At 70.4% G+C, this 19,242-nt stretch carries 17 protein-coding genes; 10 read left to right on the top strand and 7 right to left on the bottom strand.

Going from position 1 to position 19,242, the window contains the following annotated elements; translation table 11 throughout:
• The first annotated feature begins 231 nt into the window (after positions 1–231).
• The 4 genes from ON38_RS19675 (at position 232) to ON38_RS19660 (ending at position 4,069) form a co-directional block, all read left to right on the top strand.
• Entirely contained in the window at positions 232–2,727 is a 2,496-nt protein-coding gene (locus ON38_RS19675) for an AAA family ATPase (RefSeq protein WP_051164983.1), read from the top strand.
• A 137-nt stretch (positions 2,728–2,864) separates the two neighbouring features.
• A complete protein-coding gene (locus tag ON38_RS19670) occupies positions 2,865–3,200 on the top strand; it encodes a hypothetical protein (RefSeq protein WP_245564115.1) in 336 nt (111 codons plus the stop codon).
• On the top strand, positions 3,197–3,634 hold the full coding sequence (locus ON38_RS19665) for a YchJ family protein (RefSeq protein ID WP_083872857.1): 438 nt from the start codon (positions 3,197–3,199) through the stop codon (positions 3,632–3,634). The genes ON38_RS19670 and ON38_RS19665 overlap by 4 nt, the downstream gene beginning before the upstream one ends.
• Positions 3,635–3,739: 105 nt before the next feature.
• On the top strand, positions 3,740–4,069 hold the full coding sequence (locus tag ON38_RS19660) for an Rdx family protein (protein WP_039826357.1): 330 nt from the start codon (positions 3,740–3,742) through the stop codon (positions 4,067–4,069).
• A gap of 75 nt (positions 4,070–4,144) precedes the next feature.
• On the opposite strand, the gene ON38_RS19655 is transcribed toward ON38_RS19660, so the two are convergent.
• Entirely contained in the window at positions 4,145–4,366 is a 222-nt protein-coding gene (locus ON38_RS19655) for an FmdB family zinc ribbon protein (RefSeq protein WP_039826342.1), read from the bottom strand.
• Between the two features lie 116 nt (positions 4,367–4,482).
• Between ON38_RS19655 and ON38_RS19650 the strand changes: the two genes are divergently transcribed.
• Positions 4,483–6,054 carry a carboxylesterase/lipase family protein gene (locus ON38_RS19650; RefSeq protein ID WP_039826356.1) on the top strand — a complete coding sequence of 524 codons (1,572 nt, stop codon included), beginning with the start codon at positions 4,483–4,485 and terminating at the stop codon, positions 6,052–6,054.
• Between the two features lie 323 nt (positions 6,055–6,377).
• On the opposite strand, the gene manB is transcribed toward ON38_RS19650, so the two are convergent.
• Genes manB through rfbD form a run of 3 tightly spaced genes read right to left on the bottom strand, consistent with a single transcriptional unit; the run spans position 6,378 to position 9,294 of the window.
• Entirely contained in the window at positions 6,378–7,457 is a 1,080-nt protein-coding gene (gene manB, locus ON38_RS19645; RefSeq protein WP_039826341.1) for a mannose-1-phosphate guanylyltransferase, read from the bottom strand.
• 53 nt (positions 7,458–7,510) lie between these two features.
• On the bottom strand, positions 7,511–8,413 hold the full coding sequence (locus ON38_RS19640; RefSeq protein WP_039826340.1) for a glycosyltransferase family 2 protein: 903 nt from the start codon (positions 8,411–8,413) through the stop codon (positions 7,511–7,513).
• An 11-nt stretch (positions 8,414–8,424) separates the two neighbouring features.
• The gene (gene rfbD / locus ON38_RS19635; protein ID WP_039826339.1) at positions 8,425–9,294 is read right to left on the bottom strand and encodes a dTDP-4-dehydrorhamnose reductase; all 870 of its coding nucleotides are present in this window, start codon (positions 9,292–9,294) and stop codon (positions 8,425–8,427) included.
• A gap of 214 nt (positions 9,295–9,508) precedes the next feature.
• On the opposite strand from rfbD, the gene ON38_RS19630 reads away from it, so the two are divergent.
• From ON38_RS19630 to ON38_RS19610, 5 genes are all read left to right on the top strand, one after another.
• Positions 9,509–10,915, top strand: a complete 1,407-nt coding sequence (locus ON38_RS19630) for an LCP family protein (protein WP_083872855.1) — start codon at positions 9,509–9,511, stop codon at positions 10,913–10,915.
• 16 nt (positions 10,916–10,931) lie between these two features.
• The gene (locus ON38_RS19625; protein ID WP_039826337.1) at positions 10,932–11,651 is read left to right on the top strand and encodes a TIGR03089 family protein; all 720 of its coding nucleotides are present in this window, start codon (positions 10,932–10,934) and stop codon (positions 11,649–11,651) included.
• A gap of 215 nt (positions 11,652–11,866) precedes the next feature.
• Entirely contained in the window at positions 11,867–13,171 is a 1,305-nt protein-coding gene (locus tag ON38_RS19620) for a cytochrome P450 (RefSeq protein WP_039826336.1), read from the top strand.
• Between the two features lie 80 nt (positions 13,172–13,251).
• On the top strand, positions 13,252–13,647 hold the full coding sequence (locus ON38_RS19615; RefSeq protein ID WP_039826334.1) for a RidA family protein: 396 nt from the start codon (positions 13,252–13,254) through the stop codon (positions 13,645–13,647).
• Positions 13,648–13,673: 26 nt separating this feature from the next.
• A complete protein-coding gene (locus ON38_RS19610) occupies positions 13,674–15,146 on the top strand; it encodes a phytoene desaturase family protein (RefSeq protein WP_039826333.1) in 1,473 nt (490 codons plus the stop codon).
• A 1-nt stretch (position 15,147) separates the two neighbouring features.
• Here the strand turns inward: ON38_RS19610 and ON38_RS19605 are convergent, their stop codons facing one another.
• The 3 genes from ON38_RS19605 to ON38_RS19595 form a co-directional block, all read right to left on the bottom strand.
• Positions 15,148–16,074: a cation diffusion facilitator family transporter gene (locus ON38_RS19605; protein ID WP_039826332.1), complete on the bottom strand. Its 927-nt coding sequence runs from the start codon at positions 16,072–16,074 to the stop codon at positions 15,148–15,150.
• 704 nt (positions 16,075–16,778) lie between these two features.
• The gene (gene manA, locus ON38_RS19600) at positions 16,779–17,993 is read right to left on the bottom strand and encodes a mannose-6-phosphate isomerase, class I (protein WP_039826331.1); all 1,215 of its coding nucleotides are present in this window, start codon (positions 17,991–17,993) and stop codon (positions 16,779–16,781) included.
• The gene (locus ON38_RS19595) at positions 17,993–19,189 is read right to left on the bottom strand and encodes a hypothetical protein (RefSeq protein ID WP_039826330.1); all 1,197 of its coding nucleotides are present in this window, start codon (positions 19,187–19,189) and stop codon (positions 17,993–17,995) included. Before ON38_RS19595 ends, manA begins: the two co-directional genes overlap by 1 nt.
• Positions 19,190–19,242 lie beyond the last annotated feature (53 nt).

Genomic DNA, 19,242 nt, shown 5'->3' with positions numbered 1-19,242 from the left:
TCGGGTCGGCCGATGACCAGATCCCATCCCCGCGGGCATGTTCGAGCCGCCGGCCGTGCGTACTTCCCCGCGCTCGGTTCCGGCGCGGTGTACCGCCACCGTCCGGGACGGAGCCGCGAACCGGCTCTGTCCGGAACGGTGGCTATCGGGTAGCGTTTCGCACAGCTTTCGACCGTACGACCACACACGGGGGCTCGACAGGCGTGTGGCCCGAGGGGGTGGAGAACTTTCGTGAACGCTGTGCGTGAGGAATCCGGGGCGACGTTCGTCCGGCCCGCCGAGCTGATAAGCCGCCGTATCGATGAGGACCCCGAGATTCCCGCCCCGGTGGCGGCGCTGGTGCGTGCGGCCCTGGATCCGCCGCCCGGCTCCGCCGAATCGGTTCCGGGCGCGGCGGGTTCCGGCCTCGACGGCGTCTTCCTCAGCACCATCCGGGTTCGGGGGTTTCGCGGAATCGGTCCGGAGACCACGCTCGATCTGCCCACCGGCCCGGGGCTGACACTGGTGACCGGCCGTAACGGCAGCGGGAAATCGAGTTTCGCCGAAGCCGCGGAACTCGCGTTGACCGGAGGGAACCGCCGCTGGGACGGCCGTTCCAGCGCCTGGCGCGAGGGCTGGCGCAACCTGCACCTGTCCGGCCCGGTGCGGGTGGAACTGGAAATGCGCACCGACGGCCCGGAATCCGCGCTGACCGTCGCCCGGGAATGGGACGCCGAGGAACAGCTGCCCGGCGGCACCTGGACCCAGCGGCGCGGGGACGGACCCGAGCAGGTGTTCGCGAGCGGCGACTGGGTACTGCCCATGGAGTTGTACCGGCCGTTCCTGTCCTACAGCGAGCTCGGCGCGCTGGTGGACGGGAAGCCCAGCGAACTGTTCGACGCGCTGCACCAATTGCTCGGCCTGGACGAACTGATCATCGCGCATGAGCGGATCCGGGTCCGTCGCCTGGACCTGGAGCGCGCGGCCCGGACCGCGCGCCGGGACCGGCAGACCCTGCTGGCCGAACTCGCCGAGGTCACCGATCACCGCGCGCGGCGCGCGATCGGGCTGTTGCGCGAGCCGGTCCCCGATCTCGTCGCACTCGAGGAACTGGTGGGCGATACCGCCGGCGGGCCGGAACCGGCCGCGTTGCGCGCGGTACTCGCGCTGGAGTTGCCGTCGGCCGAGCGGGTCGCGGCGCTGGCGGACCGGATCTCCACCGCGGCGGCCGCCGTCGCCGCGGCAACCGTGCCCGAAGTGGCCGCGGATCTGCGCGTTCTCGAAGTGCTGCGTGCTGCGTACGCGCACGTCACGACACACGGGCGGGCCGCCGATCCGGCATCGTTCCCGGAGAGGGCGCGCCCGGGCCCCGATTCCGGCGATCACGACACCGCGCCGTGTCCTGTATGCGGTGGCGGCACCCTCGATCGGCAATGGTTGCGCGATACCGCGACCGCGATCGACGCGCTGTCGCTGCGGACGGCGGATCTCGTCCGGGCCCGCGCGGATCTCTCCCGGGCACTGGCGGAACTGCGGGTGCTCACCGGTGACCTTCCGCCGTCCCTGGCCGCGGCGGCCACGGCAGGCCTGGACACCGTCGCTCTGGGCGAAGCCTGGGCCCGCTGGGTCGCGCTACCCGAATCCGGGGAACCACGCGAATTGCCCGACCGGTTACGCGCCGAACACGAGCACCTCTGCGCCGAACTGGATTTCGCCAAACAATGCGCCGGTAAGGAGCTGGACCGGCTCGACGAGGCGTGGGCGCCGTTCGCGCCGCGCCTGCGGACCTGGCTCGAACTCACCCGTACGGTCACCGCCCAGGCTGCGGAACGGCAGACCGCCCGTGCGGCCGAGGAGTGGCTGAAAGCGGCCACCGCCCGAGTGCGCGACGAGCGGCTGGCCCCATTGGCCGGGACCGCCCGATGGGTGTGGCAGACCCTGCGCCAGCAGAGCAGCGTCGAACTGGGCGGAATCCATTTGCAGGGCAACGCGAACAGTGCGCGCCGGGTGCAGCTGGAGGTCACCGTGGACGATGTGGACGGCGCGGCGCTCGGGGTGATGAGCCAGGGTGAGTTGCACGCGCTCGGGTTGGCCCTGTTCCTGCCGCGGGCGACCGTCGCGGCGAGCCCGTTCCGTTTCGTGGTGATCGACGATCCGGTCCAGGCGATGGACCCGGCCAAGGTGGACGGGCTGGCCCGGGTTCTGGCCACCGTCGCCTGGGAACGCCAAGTGGTCGTGTTCACCCACGACGACCGGCTCGCCGAGGCGGTGCGCCGGATGCAGATCGACGCGCGGATCGTCGAGGTGCAGCGCCGGGAACGTTCGGTGGTGGAGGTGCGGCTGTCCAGCGACCCCGTCCACCGCTACCTCGACGACGCGCGCGCGTTGCTGCGCACCCCGCAGCTGCCCCGGACGATCGCCGACGAACTCGTCGCCACCTGCTGCCGTTCCGCGCTGGAGGCGGCGAGCCTGGCCCGGGCCAAACGGGTGCTGCTGGCCGGCGGTATGGACCACCGCGAGGTCCAGCGGCGGATCGACCGGGCCCAATCGACCCGTGCCATGGTCACCCTCGCGGTACTGGGTCCCGGGCACCGGATCGAGAATCTGAACAAACAGCTGGCCAAGGAGGGCCGGTGGGCGGTCGAGGTCGTACGCGACGCCACCGCCGGCGCCCATGTTCCGATCGACCGCGATCTCGCCGAGCTGATCGCCGATACCGAGCGTTTCGCCGAGTGGCTGGCGGAGTGAGTGGACGCCGGGGCCGGGGCCCGGGTGGGCGTGGCGGCGGCCGGGGCCGCGGCCCACGGACCGACGGCCGGCCGGTACGCCCGCGCTCCGCCGGTGACTCCGCACCGCGTCCCACCATCGGCGAGAGATTGGCGGTGGTGGATCGGCTGTTGGACGGTTCGGTGCCCGCCGCCGGCGGCGTCTGGTCGCGCGCGACCGCGTGGATCCTGCGGATCGCGCTCGAACAGTCGGTGGACGATCTGTGGTCGCGGACCGAACCCGATCTCGCCCGGTGTCCGATGCGGGCCCAGCTCCTGGCCCTGCGGGTGGTGACCGATCCGCTCACCGCCGCCCGGATCGCCGCCCTGTGGACCGCGCTGTCCCATGCCACCCATCACCACGACTACGAACTCGCACCCGGGGTCACCGAGCTGCGCCGCTGGCGCGACGACACTGCCCGGATCGCCGCCGAGCTGGCCGCGGTACCGGGATGAGTGGGCGGTCGCGGCGCCCGGCGCCCGCCGGGCACAATCGGGACGTGGACGATACGACACCGTGCCCGTGCCGCCGCGGCGATATCTTCGGCGCCTGCTGCGGACCGCTGCTGGCCGGTCGCCCGGCGCCCACCGCCGAAGCGCTGATGCGTTCCCGGTTCACCGCCTTCGCGGTGGGTGATACCGGCTATCTGCTGCGTACCTGGCACGCCGATGCGCGGCCTGCCGAACTGGAACTCGACCCCGCCCGGCGCTGGCTGTTCGTGGAGATCGCGCGGACGTCCGGGGGTGGTCCGTTCGACGAATCCGGGACCGTGGAGTTCACCGCGCACTACCGGGATCCGGGCGGCCGGGGCCGGTTGCACGAGACCAGCCGGTTCCGGCGGGTCGACGGCCGCTGGCAGTACGTCGACGGGGAGGTCGACCGATGGTGAACGCTGTCCGGCGGACAGCGGCGCCGGCCGGATGTGGCGATCGGCATCGTCGGGCGGCCGGAACTGCTGTCCATGGGCGCGGCCGGGCCGGTCACCCGGCCGCCGATGCCGTCCGCCGGTAATGTGCCTGTCGTGTCGCGTATCGCCATCGAATACTGCACCCAGTGCCGCTGGCTGCTGCGTGCGAGCTGGATGGCCCAGGAGCTGCTGACCACGTTCACCACCGATATCGGGGAGGTCGCGTTGATTCCCGGCGAGGGCGGCGTCTTCCGCATCACGGTCGACGACGCCCAGATATGGGAGCGCCGGGCCGATGGGGGATTTCCGGATATCGCGGTCCTCAAACAGCGGGTCCGTGATCGGATCGCCCCCCAGCGCGACCTCGGCCATATCGACCGTGACCGCGACAGCGCGGGCCCCGGCGCCGCGGGCTGAGCCGTGCGCAGGGCCGCCGCAGTCGAGACGCGCCGCCGTCGCACGGCCCCGCCGGGCCGGGACACGGGTCGCGGATCAGGCGCAGCAGCCACCACCGCAGCAGCCACCGCCGGTGGGCGCGGTCGGCGCGGATACGGCCGGAGCGGCCGCGCGGCCGGTGGTCGCGAAGGTGGTCAGCAATTTCACCGTGTCGTCGTGGCCGTGCGGGCAACGGGCCGGATCCGACGCCTGCGCCATCGGACGGTTGATCTGAAAGGTGTCGCCGCAGGTGCGGCAGCGGAACTCGTAACTCGGCATGGCCGAATTCTAGGGCGGCCCGCCGGACCTTTTTCGCGGTGCAACGCGACATTTCCGAAACCGAAGTGTAACCACTTCGGTCGTACCCTCGAATGCACAGGTAGAGGAGGTCTGTGATGAACGTCCAGTGCTTCGAGGTGACGTCGGCGGTGGGCGACGAGGGCGCCCCGGTGGCGCGGACCGAGTTCGGTGCGGTCCGCGGTAGCCGGGAGGGCGCGGTAGCGGTCTGGCGCGGGGTTCCCTACGCCGCCGCACCCGCCGGACCGCGCCGGTTCCGGCCGCCACGGGCACCGGAGCGCTGGGACGGGGTGCGCGACTGCCTGGTCGCCGGGCCGATCGCACCGCAGGATATGGCCAACACCGTGCCCATGGACCGCTCGCTGGTCATGGGCGAGGACTGCCTGTGGCTCAATATCTGGACCCCGGCCACCGCGTCGGAGGAGCCGCGGCCGGTGATGGTGTGGCTGCACGGCGGCGCGTACTGCCTCGGATCCGCGGCGCAGGGCGTCTATGACGGCCGCCACCTGGCCGAGACGGGTGACGTGGTGGTGGTGACGGTGAACTACCGGGTGGGCGCGTTCGGGTTCCTGGACCTGTCGTCGCTGTCCGATGAGTTCGTACCCAATCTGGGCCTCCTCGACCAGCTCGCGGCGCTGGAATGGGTGCGTGACAATATCGGCGCCTTCGGCGGCGACCCGGGGAATGTGACTCTCTTCGGGGAATCGTCCGGGGCCGGTTGTGTCACCGCGCTGCTCACCGCGCCGCGCGCCGCCGGCCTGTTCCAGCGCGCCATCGCGCAGAGCCCGCCCGCCACCACCGTGTACGGGCAGGAGCGCGCGGCCGGGGTGGCCGAACGTTTCCGTGAACTGATCGGTCTGCCCCGCGCCCGGATCGGCGAACTGCTCGAATGCCCGCTCGAGCGGATCGTGCGGGCCGCCGCGGTACTGATCGACGAGGTCCCGCTCCAGGCGCCCGGTACCCTGGCCGCCGCCCCGGTCGTCGACGAGGACCTGCTTCCCGGCTATCCCACCGACCGTTTCCGGGACGGGCGTTCGCATCGGGTGCCCCTCATCATCGGTACCAACAAGGACGAGGCGTCGCTGTTCCGGCTGTTCCGGTCGCCGATCATGCCGGTGACCCCGCAAGCGGTGAACACGATGCTCGAACAGGTACAGGCGGGGCATCCGGGGCTGTCGGCCGAACGACTCGCGGAGATCACCGCGGTGTACCCCGACCTGGCGAAGCCGCGGGGTGCGCTGGCCATGTCCACCGACGCGGCGTTCCGGATGCCGGCCCTGTGGGTGGCCGACGGCCACTCCCAGCACTCACGGACCTGGATGTACCGCTTCGACCACGCCACGCCCATGCTGCGGGCCGCCCGCGTCGGCGCCGGTCACGCCACCGAACTGCCATACGTGTTCGGTAACTTCGGCACCTTCGACCACGACCCCACCTTCTGGCTCGGCGGCCGTAAACAGGCCGCCGAGGTCTCCGGCCGGATGATGCGCCGCTGGCTGGCCTTCGCCGCCCACGGTGTCCCGGCCGCGCTGGACGGCTCGAAACACTGGCCGCCCTACCATCCGGAGTCCCGGGACACGCTTCTGATCGATTCGGTCGACCGCGTGGTCCCGGATCCCGAGGGCGACCTGCTCACCGCCTGGGGCGAGCGCGCCGTCGGGTTCGCTTAGTCCTTCATCGCGGCATTCGAAGCCATGTGGTTCGCCCGGCCGTTGGCGACCATGGAACCCGCGAGGGCCTGCGTCACCTCGCCTCCCGGTCCACGTGCCGACCCGGACATCGAATGCCGACGCAACCACATGTGTCGAGTGTTACGAGACACCTCCAAGGGTTGAGGCCCGTCTCGCCGTTTCGGCCTCGAAGCGCATGCGATGTGCGGTGTGCCGCCCATAGAGTGCGACCGTTGAGCACCTTCGGCCAAGGCTCGAGGCCGAAACGGCGAGACCAAGGGGGCCTCAACCCCGCGCGCGCCGGCGCGCCGAAAACACAGCGTCTAGACGTCGGTGGAGAACCTGATTCCGCCGTCGGGGATCTCCACTCCCGGCCACACCCGCGCGCCGCGTAGCAGTTCGCAGCGGGCGCCCACGCTGGCACCGTCGCCGATCACTCCGTCGCGGACCAGGGCGCGGGGGCCGATGCGGGCACCGAAACCGATGATGGAGCGTTCCACCGTGGCCCCGGCCTCCACTTTGGCGCCGTCGAACAGGATGGCGCCGTCGAGGCGGGCGCCGGCGCCCACTTCCGCGCCGCGGCCCACCACGGTGCCGCCGATGAGCAGAGCGCCCGGGGCGATCCCGGCGCCTTCGTGTACCAGGGATTCGCCACGTTGACCGGGGAGCGCGGGGGACGGGGCGATCCCGCGGACGAGGTCCGCCGAGCCGCGGACGAAGTCTTCGGGAGTGCCCATATCCCGCCAGTACGAGGTGTCGACGTGACCCTGGACACGGGCGCCTTCGGTGAGGAGCGCGGGGAAGACCTCGCGCTCCACCGAGACCGGGCGCCCGGCCGGGATCTTCTCGATGTATTCGCGCCGGAAGACGTAGCAGCCGGCATTGATCTGGTCGGTGGGCGGGTCCTGGGTCTTCTCCAGGAAGGCCGTGACCCGGCCGTCGGCGTCGGTCGGTACGCAGCCGAAGGCCCGCGGATCGCTGACCCGCACCAGGTGCAGGGTGACGTCGGCCCGGGTCTTCTCGTGCGTCTCCAGAATGGACGTCAGGTCGGTGCCGCCGAGGACGTCACCGTTGAAGACCATGACATTGTCCGCGGTGAGCCTGGACAGCACATTGCGGATCCCACCGCCGGTACCCAGCGGTTCGGTCTCGGTGACGTATTCGAGCTCGAGGCCGAATTCGGAGCCGTCACCGAAGTACTCCTCGAAGACCTCGGCCTTGTAGGAGGTGCTGAGCACCACATGGGTGATGCCCGCGCCCGCGATCCGGGTCAGCAGATGGGTCAGAAACGGCAGTCCGGCCGTCGGCAGCATCGGCTTGGGCGCCGACAGGGTCAGCGGCCGCAGCCGTGTCCCCTTTCCGCCGACCAGAATCACCGCGTCGGCGCCTGCTTGTGATGCCATGGAGCTCCCTTGTTCCCGTCCGATCATCGACCCGGCACGGTAGCGGTCGTTGTCTATCCGGCCTGCTCCCGCTCCCGTGCACGCAGAGCGGATCGAACCGCAATCCGGCAGCGCACCGCAAGTCCGGCCTTCAGTGCCCAGCGCAGCGGGGCCTGCCACCAGTGCGGATGCCGATCGGCCTGGAAGCGGTAGGCGCTGGCATGGTGGGCGGGCAGCATCTTCTCGGGGTGGCGCCCGGCCGCGTGCCCTTTGGCGTGGGTGACCTCGGCGTCGGGCACGAAGACGTTGTGCCAGCCGGCCCGGCCCATCCGGTCGCCGAAGTCGACGTCCTCCATGTACATGAAGTAGCGGGAATCGAAGCCCTCGATCGAGTCGAACGCCGCGCGCCGCACCAGCAGGCACGATCCGGACAGCCAGCCGACGGTGCGCTCGGAGATCTCCTCGTTCTCCTGGCGGTAGCGCCGGGTCCACGGGTTGCTCTTCCAGACGGCGCCGAGGATGGCGTGACCCGCGCCGTCCATGATTCCGGGCACCGAGCGGGCCGAGGGGTAGATGCTGCCGTCCGGTTCGCGGACCATCGGTCCGATGGCGCCGGCCCGGGGCCAGCGCTGGGCCGCCTCCAGCATGATGTCGATGGAATCGTTGCCCCAACGGATATCCGGGTTGGCGATCAACACGTATTCGAGATCGGGGTCCAGTTCGGCGACGGCCCGGTTGATGGCGCCGCCGTATCCGATATTGCCGCCGGTCGGTAGGAAACGCACATGGGCATTGGCGTCGGCCACGAGTTCGGGGACGCCGTCGGTGGAGCCGTTGTCGGCCAGGATGACCTGCGGCTTCTCCGCGGTGGCCGTGGCCAGGGTGCTGATGAAATGCTCGAGATGTTCGCCCGGCGAATAGGTGACCGTGACCACGGCCAGACGTGGCCGGTCGTGCGGGGTATCGGAAGCGCTCACAGCGCACCACCCTAACGGGCGGCCCGGGCCAGTGCCTCGGTCAGCGCGGATTCCCACGGGCGCAAAGGTGTCAGTCCGGCCTCGCGCCAAGCGGTCCCGGACAGCACCGAGAACGCGGGCCGGGCAGCGGGCCGGGGGAATTCCGCGGTGGTGCACGGCCGGACCCGCTCGGGATCGGCGCCGATACCGGTGAATACCGCGCGGGCCAGGTCGTACCAGCTGGCCCGGCCGGAGTTCGTGGCGTGCAGCACCGGGGGCGCGGTGGGTGTGGTGGCGAGTTCGAGCAATCCGGCGGCGAGGTCGGCGGCGAAGGTGGGGGAGCCGAGCTGATCGTTCACCACGGATACGGTGTCGCGTTCCTTTTCCAGCCGGCGCATGGTGGCCACGAAATCGGTGCCGGTCCCCGCGTACACCCAGGCCGTTCGCACGATATGGGCCTGCGGGCACAGTTCGCGCACCGCGCGTTCCCCGGCGAGTTTGGAGCGGCCGTACACCGTGGTGGGCCCGGTGGGGTCGGACGGTTCGTAGGGAGTGTCGGCGGTGCCGGGGAAGACGTAGTCGGTGGAGAGGTGGATCAGCCGCGCGCCGGCGTGAGCGCAGGCCGCGGCCAGTACCGCCGGGCCGGTCTCGTTACCGGCGAACGCGGCTCCGGGTTCCGATTCCGCCCGGTCGACCGCGGTGAACGCGGCACAATTGAGAACGATATCGCCGGGTCGGACCACTGATTCCACCGCTGCCCGATCGGTGATGTCGAGCTCGGACCGGGTGAACGCCCGGAGAGCGGGTATCAGCCGGAGGAGTTCACCACCCACCTGACCACCCGCCCCGGTGACGAGGAGACGGTCGGCGACTTCGGTTGCGGGCGGTCGAGCGGCGTTCACCGGCCCAGTCTGGCACGCCGTCGGTCGCCGAATCGGGGTCACCCGGGCTGCTGTTGGTTAGCCTGCGTGGTGCGGAAGGTGTTTCGACGGCATACGCGAAGTGGGTCGGGGTCCTCGACCGATCCGTAAGGGGAGAGGAAGTCCAAAGGTGGCGCAGCGTGGGGAGCCGACGTTGTGGAGCCCGGTGCGGGTACTGGTCGCATCGGTTGCTCTGATGGTGCTGGTGGCGACCGGGTTCGCCTGGCGCGGGGTGGATTCGCTGGTCTCGAATATCGAACGGATCAGCGATCTGGGCCTGGGCGGGCATACCGACGGCGCGGTGGACATCCTGCTCGTCGGCGTGGACTCGCGCACCGACGCCAAGGGCAACCCGCTCAGCGACGCCGAACGGGCCATGCTGCACGCCGGCGACGAGATAGGTACCAATACCGACACCATCGTGCTGGTTCGTGTGCCCAACGACGGCCGCTCGGCCACGGCCATCTCGATTCCCCGCGACGCCTACGTCGATATACCGGGCCTGGGCAAGGGGAAGATCAACTCCGCCTACGGGGTCACCAAGCAGAGCGTGCAGGACGATCTGCTGGCCGAGGGGGTTTCGGCGGACGACGCCGAGGACCAGTCGACGCAGCGCGGGCGGCAGGCCCTCATCGAATCGGTGGCCGGGCTCACCGGGATCACCGTCGACCACTATGCCGAGGTCTCGCTGCTCGGTTTCGTACTGCTCACCGACGCGGTCGGCGGGGTGGACGTCTGCTTGCGCCACGCGGTGGACGAACCGTTGTCGGGAGCGTATTTCCCGAGCGGGCGGCAGAAACTCGACGGTCCGCAGGCGCTGAGTTTCGTGCGGCAGCGGCACAATCTCGAACGCGGCGACCTGGACCGCATCGTGCGGCAGCAGGTGTTCATGGCCCAACTGGTCCATCAGGTCGTGAGCGCCGACACGCTGAGCAATCCGAGCCGGTTGCGCGAACTCAGCGACGCGGTGGGCCGCACCGTCGTACTCGACGAGGGCTGGGATCTGATCGGGTTCCTGAACCAGCTCCAGGACCTCACCGCCGGGGAGGTCACCTTCGAGACCGTGCCGGTCGCCGATCTCAACGGCACCACCACCAACGGGGAGTCGGTGGTGCGGGTCGACCCCGACGAGGTGCACGACTATGTCGCGGCGCTGGTCGGGGAGGAACCCACCCGCCGGCCCGCGACCGAGACCACCACCCCCGCGGTGAATCCGGAAAACGTCCAGGTGTCGGTGTACAACTCCAGCACGGTCTCTGGCCTGGCGAACTCGGTCGCCCAGGAACTGCTCGGCCTCGGTTACACCCAGGGGGCCGTGGGTAACTATTCCGGTGGGTCGGTGTCGCAGAGTCAGGTGCGCGCACCCTCGGCGTCGGATCCGGGCGCGAAGGCGGTCGCGGCCGCGCTGGGCGGGATTCCCGTCGTCTCGGATCCGTCGATAGCGACGGGAGCGGTGAGCGTGGTGCTGACGAGCGACTACGCTGGCCCCGGATCCGGTAGCGGAGACGTGATCGATTTCGGCTCTACGTCGACCTCGGCCACTCCGGTGCCGCCCGCGCCGCCGATCGCGGCGGCCGAAGACGGACCCACCTGTGTGAATTGAGCGCCGAAAGCAGACGATGCGTGACATAGACCAGGCAACGACCCTTCCCGAAGCGGTGCTCGAGCCGATTCTGGACCGCGAACCGGCCGCCCCCCGCGTCACCTGGTACGACGACGCGACCGGCGCCCGGATCGAGCTGTCCGGGCTCACCCTCGCCAATTGGGCGGCCAAAACCGGCAATCTGATCCGCGACGAGTTCGGGCTCACCCCGGGCGCCCGGGTCGCGGTGCTGCTGCCCGCCCACTGGCAGACCGCGGCGGTCCTGCTCGGCTGCTGGTGGGCGGGAACCGAAGTGGTGCTGCACGCCGACCCCGACGCGGATCTGGTGTTCGCCGCCGCGGACCGGCTGGCCGAAACCGAGGATGCGCCCGAGGTGGCGGCGTTGTCGCTGGATCCGATGGGCGGACCGGTCCGTGATCTGCCGATCGGGGTCACCGACTACGCGACCGCGGTGCGCGTACACGGGGATCAGTTCCTGCCCGGCGGCACCGGCGCGGCCCTCGACGGTATGCCGGTGGCGGAGGTACTCACCGAGGCCCGCAAGTCCGCGGCCCGGCAGGGTTTCGCCGAAGGCGACCGGGTGCTCTCCAGCGCTTCCTGGGATACGCCCGCCGAATTGATCGACGGCTATCTCGCGGTGCTCACCGCGGGCGCCTCCCTGGTGCAGGTCGCCAATCCCGATCCGGCGCTGCGGGAGCGGCGGGTGGAAAGCGAACGGGTCACCTGCATCCTGTGACGCGGCATCTCCTACCACGGTAGGGCCGGAGTTTCCGACTCGGGCAGGTTCCCCGGCCGCCGCGCGTTCCGTAACGTTCGTAGCGGTGGTCTTCCGGTGCCGGTGGACGTCGAACGCGACCGGGCCGACCGGCCGCCGGCCGCGCACCGCCCGGGATGCCGGGCGGTCGGGGCACCGGGAAGCCGTCGGCACGACAGGAGTGGGGAATGGGTGGGATGAGACCGGAATACGTGTTCCGCTGGGTGAATCAGCACGGGCTGATCCGGGCCGCGAAGAAGGCGCAGCTGCGCCGGGGGGATCTGTTCGCCCGCCTCAACGGCGGACCCGAGGGGATCACGAACCCGTATCCGCTGCTCGAGGAACTACGCGGCGACGGCGGAGTGCACCGCGTCGGGCCGCTCTGGATCACCATGGATCACGCGGTGGTCCGGGAAGTCTTGCGGGACAACCGCTTCGGTGTGGGTATGCCCGCGCTGGTCCGTCTGCCCGGGTTCGCCCGCCGTGCTCTGGCGCGGCGCCCGATCCCGGCCAATCCCGTCGACCCGCCCTCCATGCTGATGCTCGACCAGCCCGAACACACCCGGATGCGCAAACCGGTCGCGGCGGCCTTCACTCCGCGGGCCATCGGCCGCCTGCGGGACCGGGTCGTCACGGTCACCGACGAACTGCTCGCCGACCTGCCCGACGACGCGCCGGCCGATCTGGTCGGTCAGTTCGCCTCGCAGGTGCCGATCGCCATCATCTCCGAAATGCTCGGCTTCCCCGACCGTGATCGACAAATGTTCCTCAGCTGGGGCGATGCCATCAGCCCGCTGCTGGATATCGGGATCTCCTGGCGCGCCCACGAACGCGCCATGCGTTCCTCCGAAGCGGTCCAGGAGTATCTGCTCGGCCATATCGACCGGCTGCGCGCCGAACCCGGCGACGATATCCTCAGCAGCCTGGTCCGTCTGGGAGACCTGTCCACCCACGAACTCTGCGCCTCGGCGACCCTGTTGATGGGTGCGGGTTTCGAGACCACGGTCAACCTCATCTCCAAGGGCATCGTGCTGCTGCTCGAGCATCCCGATCAGCTGGCCCGTCTCCGGGCCGAGCCGGAGCTGTGGCCCGGCGCGGTGGAGGAGATCCTGCGTTTCGATCCCCCGGTGCAGACCACCGCGCGGCTCGCGCACACCGACGTGGAGATCGCGGGCCGGCCGTTGCGCAAGGGCGCGACCCTGGTGCTGTCACTGGCCGGCGCCAACCGGGATCCGGCGATGTTTCCCGACCCCGCCCGCTTCGACATCACCCGCGCCAACGCGAAGGAACACCTCGGCTTCAGCAGCGGTATCCACGCCTGCCTCGGTGCGAGTCTCGCCCGGATGGAGGCGGCCCACGCATTGCGCGCGCTCTTCGAACAGTTCCCGGACCTGCGGATCGACGGCACCCCGCGGCGGCGGCAGCTCTACACCCTGCACGGCTACGAGACCCTGCCGGTCCACACCGGTCCCCGGGTCCGGGCCGGGCAGTCCATCGCCTGACCCGCGACGGTGATGTCACACTCGGCGGGCGAGAATCGTCGGATCCTTGTCGAACAGTCAGCACATCGAGGAGATCCGGTATGTCCATCGAGATCAGCAATCCGGCCGCCCTGCACAATCCGGTCCCGTTCGGCTACAGCCATGTGGCCGTCACCCGCGGGGAACTGGTGTTCGTAGCCGGGCAATACGATTCCGACGCGCAGGGTGCCACCACGACCGATGATTTCGCCGGTCAGGTGGAGCGGGCGTTCGCCAACCTGGGCACCGCGCTGCGTTCGGTAGGCCTGGACTTCGCCGATATCGCCCAGTTGCGCACCCATATCGTCGACCACGGCCCGGAGAAACTGGCGGTGGTCGGCGCGAAGATCGCCGAGATCTGGGGCGACCGGCCGCCGGTCCAGACGCTGACCGGCGTCGCGGCGCTCGCGTTCCCGACCATGCTGTTCGAGGTGGACGCGGTGGCTGTCCGACCCTGAACCGGCCGAGAAGGCAGAATCGGGGGATGGCGGATGTCGTAGTGGTAGGTTCCGGCCCCAACGGCCTCGCGGCGGCGGTGACCATGGCCGCGGCGGGGCTCGAGGTCGAGGTGCACGAGGCCGCGGACACTCTGGGCGGCGGTTGCCGGACCGCGGAAACCACCCTGCCCGGGTTCCGGCACGACGAATGCGCGGGCGCCCACCCCATGGCCCTGGCCTCCCCCTTCTTCCAGGCGTTCGATCTCGCCGCGCACGGGGTCGAACTGCTCACCCCGGCGGCCTCCTACGCCCATCCGCTGGACGGCGGCACCGCCGGGATCGCGTGGCGGGATCTCGAGCGGACAGCCGACGGCCTGGGGGTCGACGGTAAGGCCTGGCGCTCGCTGTTCGAGCCGCTGGTCCGGGACTGGCAGCACGTCGTACGCACGGCGATGTCGGATATGCGGCGCATCCCCTTCGGCCCCGCCACCATCCGATTCGGCCTGCGCATGCTCGAACAGGGCTCCCCGCTGTGGAACACCCGTTTCCGCGGCAGGGTCGCGCCCGCGTTGTTCACCGGGGTCGCCGAACACGTCATCATCCCGCCCCGGCAGCTCCCCGCGGTGGGCGCCGGCCTGCTGCTGGCCACCCTCGCCCACGCGGGCGGCTGGCCCGTACCGCGCGGCGGCAGCCAGGCGATCATGGACGCGCTGGCCGCCGACCTGCGCCGGCGCGGCGGGCGGCTGCACACCGGTCACCGGGTGGACTCCCTGGCGGAATTCCCGGCCGCCCGTGCGGTGCTCTGCGATATCGCGCCGGCCGAACTGCTCCGGATCGCCGGCGACCGGCTACCCGCCGGATATCGCCGCCGGCTCGACCGCTACCGCTACGGCGGTGGCTCCTGCAAAGTGGATTTCGCGCTGTCGGGACCGGTGCCGTGGCAGGCACCCGGATGTGCCGAAGCCGGCACCCTGCACCTGGTCGGCAGCCGGGCCGAGGCGATGGCCGCCGAACACGCGGTAGCCGCCGGAATCCACACCGACCGCCCCTTCACCATGGTCATCCAGCCCGGCGTGGTCGACCCGACCCGGGCCCCTGCCGGACAGCACACTCTCTACACCTACGCCCACGTACCGCACGGCTCCGACCGCGACGTCAGCGAACTCGTCGCCGACCAGATCGAACGTTTCGCCCCCGGCTTCCGCGACCTCGTCCTCGCGAAACACGTGCGCACGGCCGCCGAAATGCCCGCCTACAACGCCAACTATGTCGGCGGCGATATCAACGCGGGCGCGATGACCCTCGCCCAGACCGTTTTCCGGCCGGTACCGCGCTGGAACCCGTACAGCACCGGGCTGCCCGGGGTGTACCTGTGCTCCTCGGCCACCCCGCCCGGCGGCGGTGTCCACGGAATGAGCGGCGTACACGCCGCCCGGCACGCGCTACGCACGGTCTTCGGCAATCACACCGACCCGTACCGGCTGCTCACCGCGGACACCGCGCCGAACCCGGCGCCCTAGGCTAGGCCTCGCGCGCGGTCTCCCGATACAGGTCCGGCTCCAGGTAGATGATCCGCGCGGCCGGGACCGCCGCCCGCACCCTGCTCTCCGCCGCGTCGATACCCGCGGCGATCCGGTCGATATCCAGTCCCGGCGTCACCGCGACCTTCGCCGCCACCAGCAGCTCCTCCGGACCGAGATACTGGGTCTTGATATGGATCAGGCGGTCGATCGTGGTCCCGTCCACCAGGTTCTCGCGAATCGCCCGATCCTCCGCGGGAGTCGCGCCCTCACCGATCAGCAGACTCTGCATCTCGATGATCAACACGATCGCGATCACGCCCAGCAGGCCGCCGATCGCCAGCGTGCCCACCCCGTCCCACACCGGATCGCCGGTCAACATCGTCAGCCCCACACCACCGAGGGCGAAGATCAGACCGATCAACGCGCCGGTGTCCTCCAGCAGCACCACCGGCAACTCCGGGCTCCGCGAATTGCGAATGAACTGCCACCAGCTCGCCCGCCCCTTGAGCGGCGCCGACTCCTTCACCGCGGTGCGGAAACTGAAGGTCTCCAGCGCGATAGCGATCACCAGGATCACCACCGCCACGATCGGCGAACTCAACTCCTCCGGATGCTGGATCTTGTGCACACCCTCGTACAGGGCATACACCGAGCCCAGCGTGAACAGCACCAGCGCCACCACGAACGAATAGAAATAGCGGCTACGCCCGTACCCGAACGGATGCAATTCGTCGGCCTGCTGCTCGGCCCGGTTCTGCCCGAACAACAACAAGCCCTGGTTGGCGGTATCGGCGACCGAGTGCACACCCTCCGCCAGCATCGACGCCGACCCGGTGATCGCGGCACCCACGAACTTGGCCACCGCGATCCCGGCATTCGCCGACAACGCGGCGAGAATCGCCCTCTTACTTCCACCAGCCGACATCCGCCACCCTCCTGCTACTCCGATGCCCGAACCATTGGTCCGATGCGACAGCCGCGCAACAGCCTATGCTGTGTTGGATTGCGCCGCCTCCGGCGGCGCGGGGTCGAGGCCCCCTCGGTCCCGCCGTTCAGGCCTCGAGGCCTGCGATGTGCGGTCGGCCGTCCATAGAGTGCGACCATGGAGCACCTTCGGCCAAGGGCGGGACGGGCCTCGACCCTTTCAGGGCCTCGTCGGACTCGGCACCAAGACGGTGCGGCCACGTGCGTGAAGACCCGGATCGGACGCCAGGGTCACCGAGGCGGTCGAGTCGGCATCCGATCAGGCCGTCGAATGCCGACGCAACCGCATGTGTCGAGTTTTACGAGACACCTGAAAGGGTTGAGGCCCGTCTCGCCGTTTCGGCCTCGAAAGCGCCCGCGCGAAGCGCAAGTCTCGAGGCCGAAACGGCGAGACACAAGGGGGCCTCAACCCCGCGCGCCGAAGGCGCGCCAAAAACACAGCACCTTCACGAGCGGGCCCGCACGCTCGCCTTCCCGTATCGGCCTGCCTCCGACCTTCGCCGGTAAGCCCATTTCCCACGTTCACCGGCCTGCCGCCGATCATCTCGGCATCGCTCGGGCAGTGCGAGCAAACCCCCGCCGCGAAGACTCCGGCACCCATCGCGTCACCGCACGTGCCCTACCCGGTCGATCGGCTCGCCCGAACTACACAGCGCCGACGCAGGCGCAGAACAAGGTGGCGGGTTCGTCCGTGGCCTGGGCGCGGATGTCCTTGTCCGCCGCGGACACCCAGGCGGCGGTGCCGCGGGTCAGCGTGACCTTCGAATCACCGTCCAACAGACGAGCCGAGCCGGACGTGCAGAGCACGATGCCCGGGCCCGCATCGGTCAGTGGGACCAGGGCGGATCCGGCGGTGAGGTCGAAGCGGCGTAGCGCGAATTCGGGGGCGGGGGTGGGGTAGCGGACAGATCCGTCGCCGGCGGGTTCGGGGAGTACCAGGGGCAGGTCGATCGGTTCGAAATCCAGGACCTTCAACAGTTCCGGGACATCGACGTGTTTGGGAGTGAGACCGCCGCGCAGCACGTTGTCGGAGTTGGCCATGATCTCCACGGCGACGCCGTGCAGGTAGGCGTGCAGATTCCCGGCGGCGAGGAACAGCCCCTGACCGGGGTGCAGGGTGATCCGGTTCAGCAGCATCGCGGCCAGCACGCCGGCATCGCCGGGATAGGCTTCGGCCAGTTCCAGGGTGGTGCGGGCCTCGGCGGCGAATTCGCGTTCGGATGCGGACAGGTACCGCACGCAACCGTCGAGCACGGTCGGCAGGAGTGTGTCCAGTACGGTCGGCGGGAGGGTGATCCAGCTGGTGAACAGGGTCCGCAGGCCGTCGGAATCGGGTTGCGCGGCGAGCAGGTCGGCGTACTGGGCCAGTTCGGCGACATCCAGCGCCCGGAACAGGTCCACGGTGCGCAGCGGGTCGCGGAAACCGGCGAGCGCCTCGAATCGCTCCAGCGCGACCACCAGTTCGGGTTTGTGGCTGTCGTCGCGGTAGTTGCGCATCGGGGAATCGAGCGGCACCTGGGTGCGGTTCTCCCGGGCGAATCCGGACCGTGCCTGTTCGGCGCTCGGATGTGCCTGCAACGACAGCGGTTCCTCGGCGGCCAGGATCTTCAGCAGGAACGGCAGCCGGTCACCGAACCGCGCGGCGGCCGCGCCGAGCTCCTCGCCGGGATTCTCCGACACCACCTCCAGCAGCGACCGGGTGCCGTCGTCGGTGCGCAGATAGGCGGGGTCGGCGGGATGGGCACCGAACCACAGCTCCGCTTCCGGATGGGCCGACGGGACCTGGCGTCCGCAGAGTTCGGCGAGCGCGGTGCGTGAGCCCCAGGCGTACGAGCGCAGCGCACCCACGAGTTCGTGCACTAGTAGTGTCCCCCGTCGTAGCTGTCCGGATCGCTCGCCGTGATCGCCCGGCCACCGATGAGCCGCAGATAGGCCGCGGCCATCTCCCAGCGCAGCGCGAGCACCGCGAGACGTTCCAGTTCGCCGCCGATCGGAGCGGGTACCGGTTGCGGGTCGGCCGATCCGATGCGGGCCGGGTCGGCGGGGATCGTTTCGAGCTCCGCGGTCACCAGGTCGGCGTCCACGGTGCCGCCGCCCGCCCCACCGAAGACCGCGATCCGGCGGCGTGCCGCGACGACATCGGAGTCGGTGCTGCATACGAAGATCCGCTTCTTCTCCACCGGCGGCGGCCCGTCGAGCTGCTCGTCGTGGAACAGCGGATCGTAGTCGGGAGCGGCTGCGGTGGCGGCGTTCACCAGGCGGGGTAGCGCTGTCACGGCGACGGCGAGGTCCACCGCGGTCGCCGTGCGGCCCGCCGATTGCAGCAGCACCTCGGCGGCGTGCACCGCCAGTCCGGTGGTGGCCTCGGAGTCACCGGCGAGGATGAGTCCGCGCTGCTGGGTGCGCGCGGCCAGATTCTTGGCGGGGTTGTGGAAGACCTCGTGCTGCGGACCGTCGCGCAGCGCCTCGGTGTCGAGGACATCGGCCAGCTCGGCCAGTTCCGGCAGGAAGCCGGCGCTGCGGTGCCCGTCTATGGTGCGCAGGACCGCGATCCCGACGCCGAGATAGCGCAGCAGCCGGTTCTCGTCGAGCACCGGGACACGGGGCGCGAGCAGCGCGGCCCGGCCGGCCGCGGCGGCGCGCAGCGGGCCTTCGTCCGGTGCCGCCACCACCACTTCCGCGCCGCGGCGCAGCGCGCGGTCGATCGCATCGATGAGTCGTGGATCGCCGGCGTCGTCACCGGCCACCAGCACCACATCGAGCGGACCGGCCCAGGAGGGCACGGTGGCGACCTGGACCAGGGGCAGGCCGGTCCGGTCGCCGAGCGCCGCGACCAGGAGCGCGGCCGCTCGGGCGGCCCGGCCGGGCCCGGAGACCAGCAGCAGACTGCGCGGGCGCAAACCGTCGAGCCGGGTGAGCGCGCCTTCTGCCACGGCTGCCGCGGTGGCACGCACCTGGGCGCCACCGGACGCGGCCGAACGGAGGGCGCCGCCGGTATCGGCGGCTTCGAGCATTGCGGCATCGTCCAGATCGAGTACCGGGGTATCAGCGATCATCGGGCGTGGCACCTCCCCTCATCGCGCTGTTGTCGGTCTCGGCCGCGACCGCC

It is taken from the genome of Nocardia testacea NBRC 100365 (assembly GCF_000308775.1).
Taxonomy (GTDB): domain Bacteria; phylum Actinomycetota; class Actinomycetes; order Mycobacteriales; family Mycobacteriaceae; genus Nocardia; species Nocardia testacea.
This window is presented reverse-complemented; position numbering and strand designations above follow the sequence as displayed.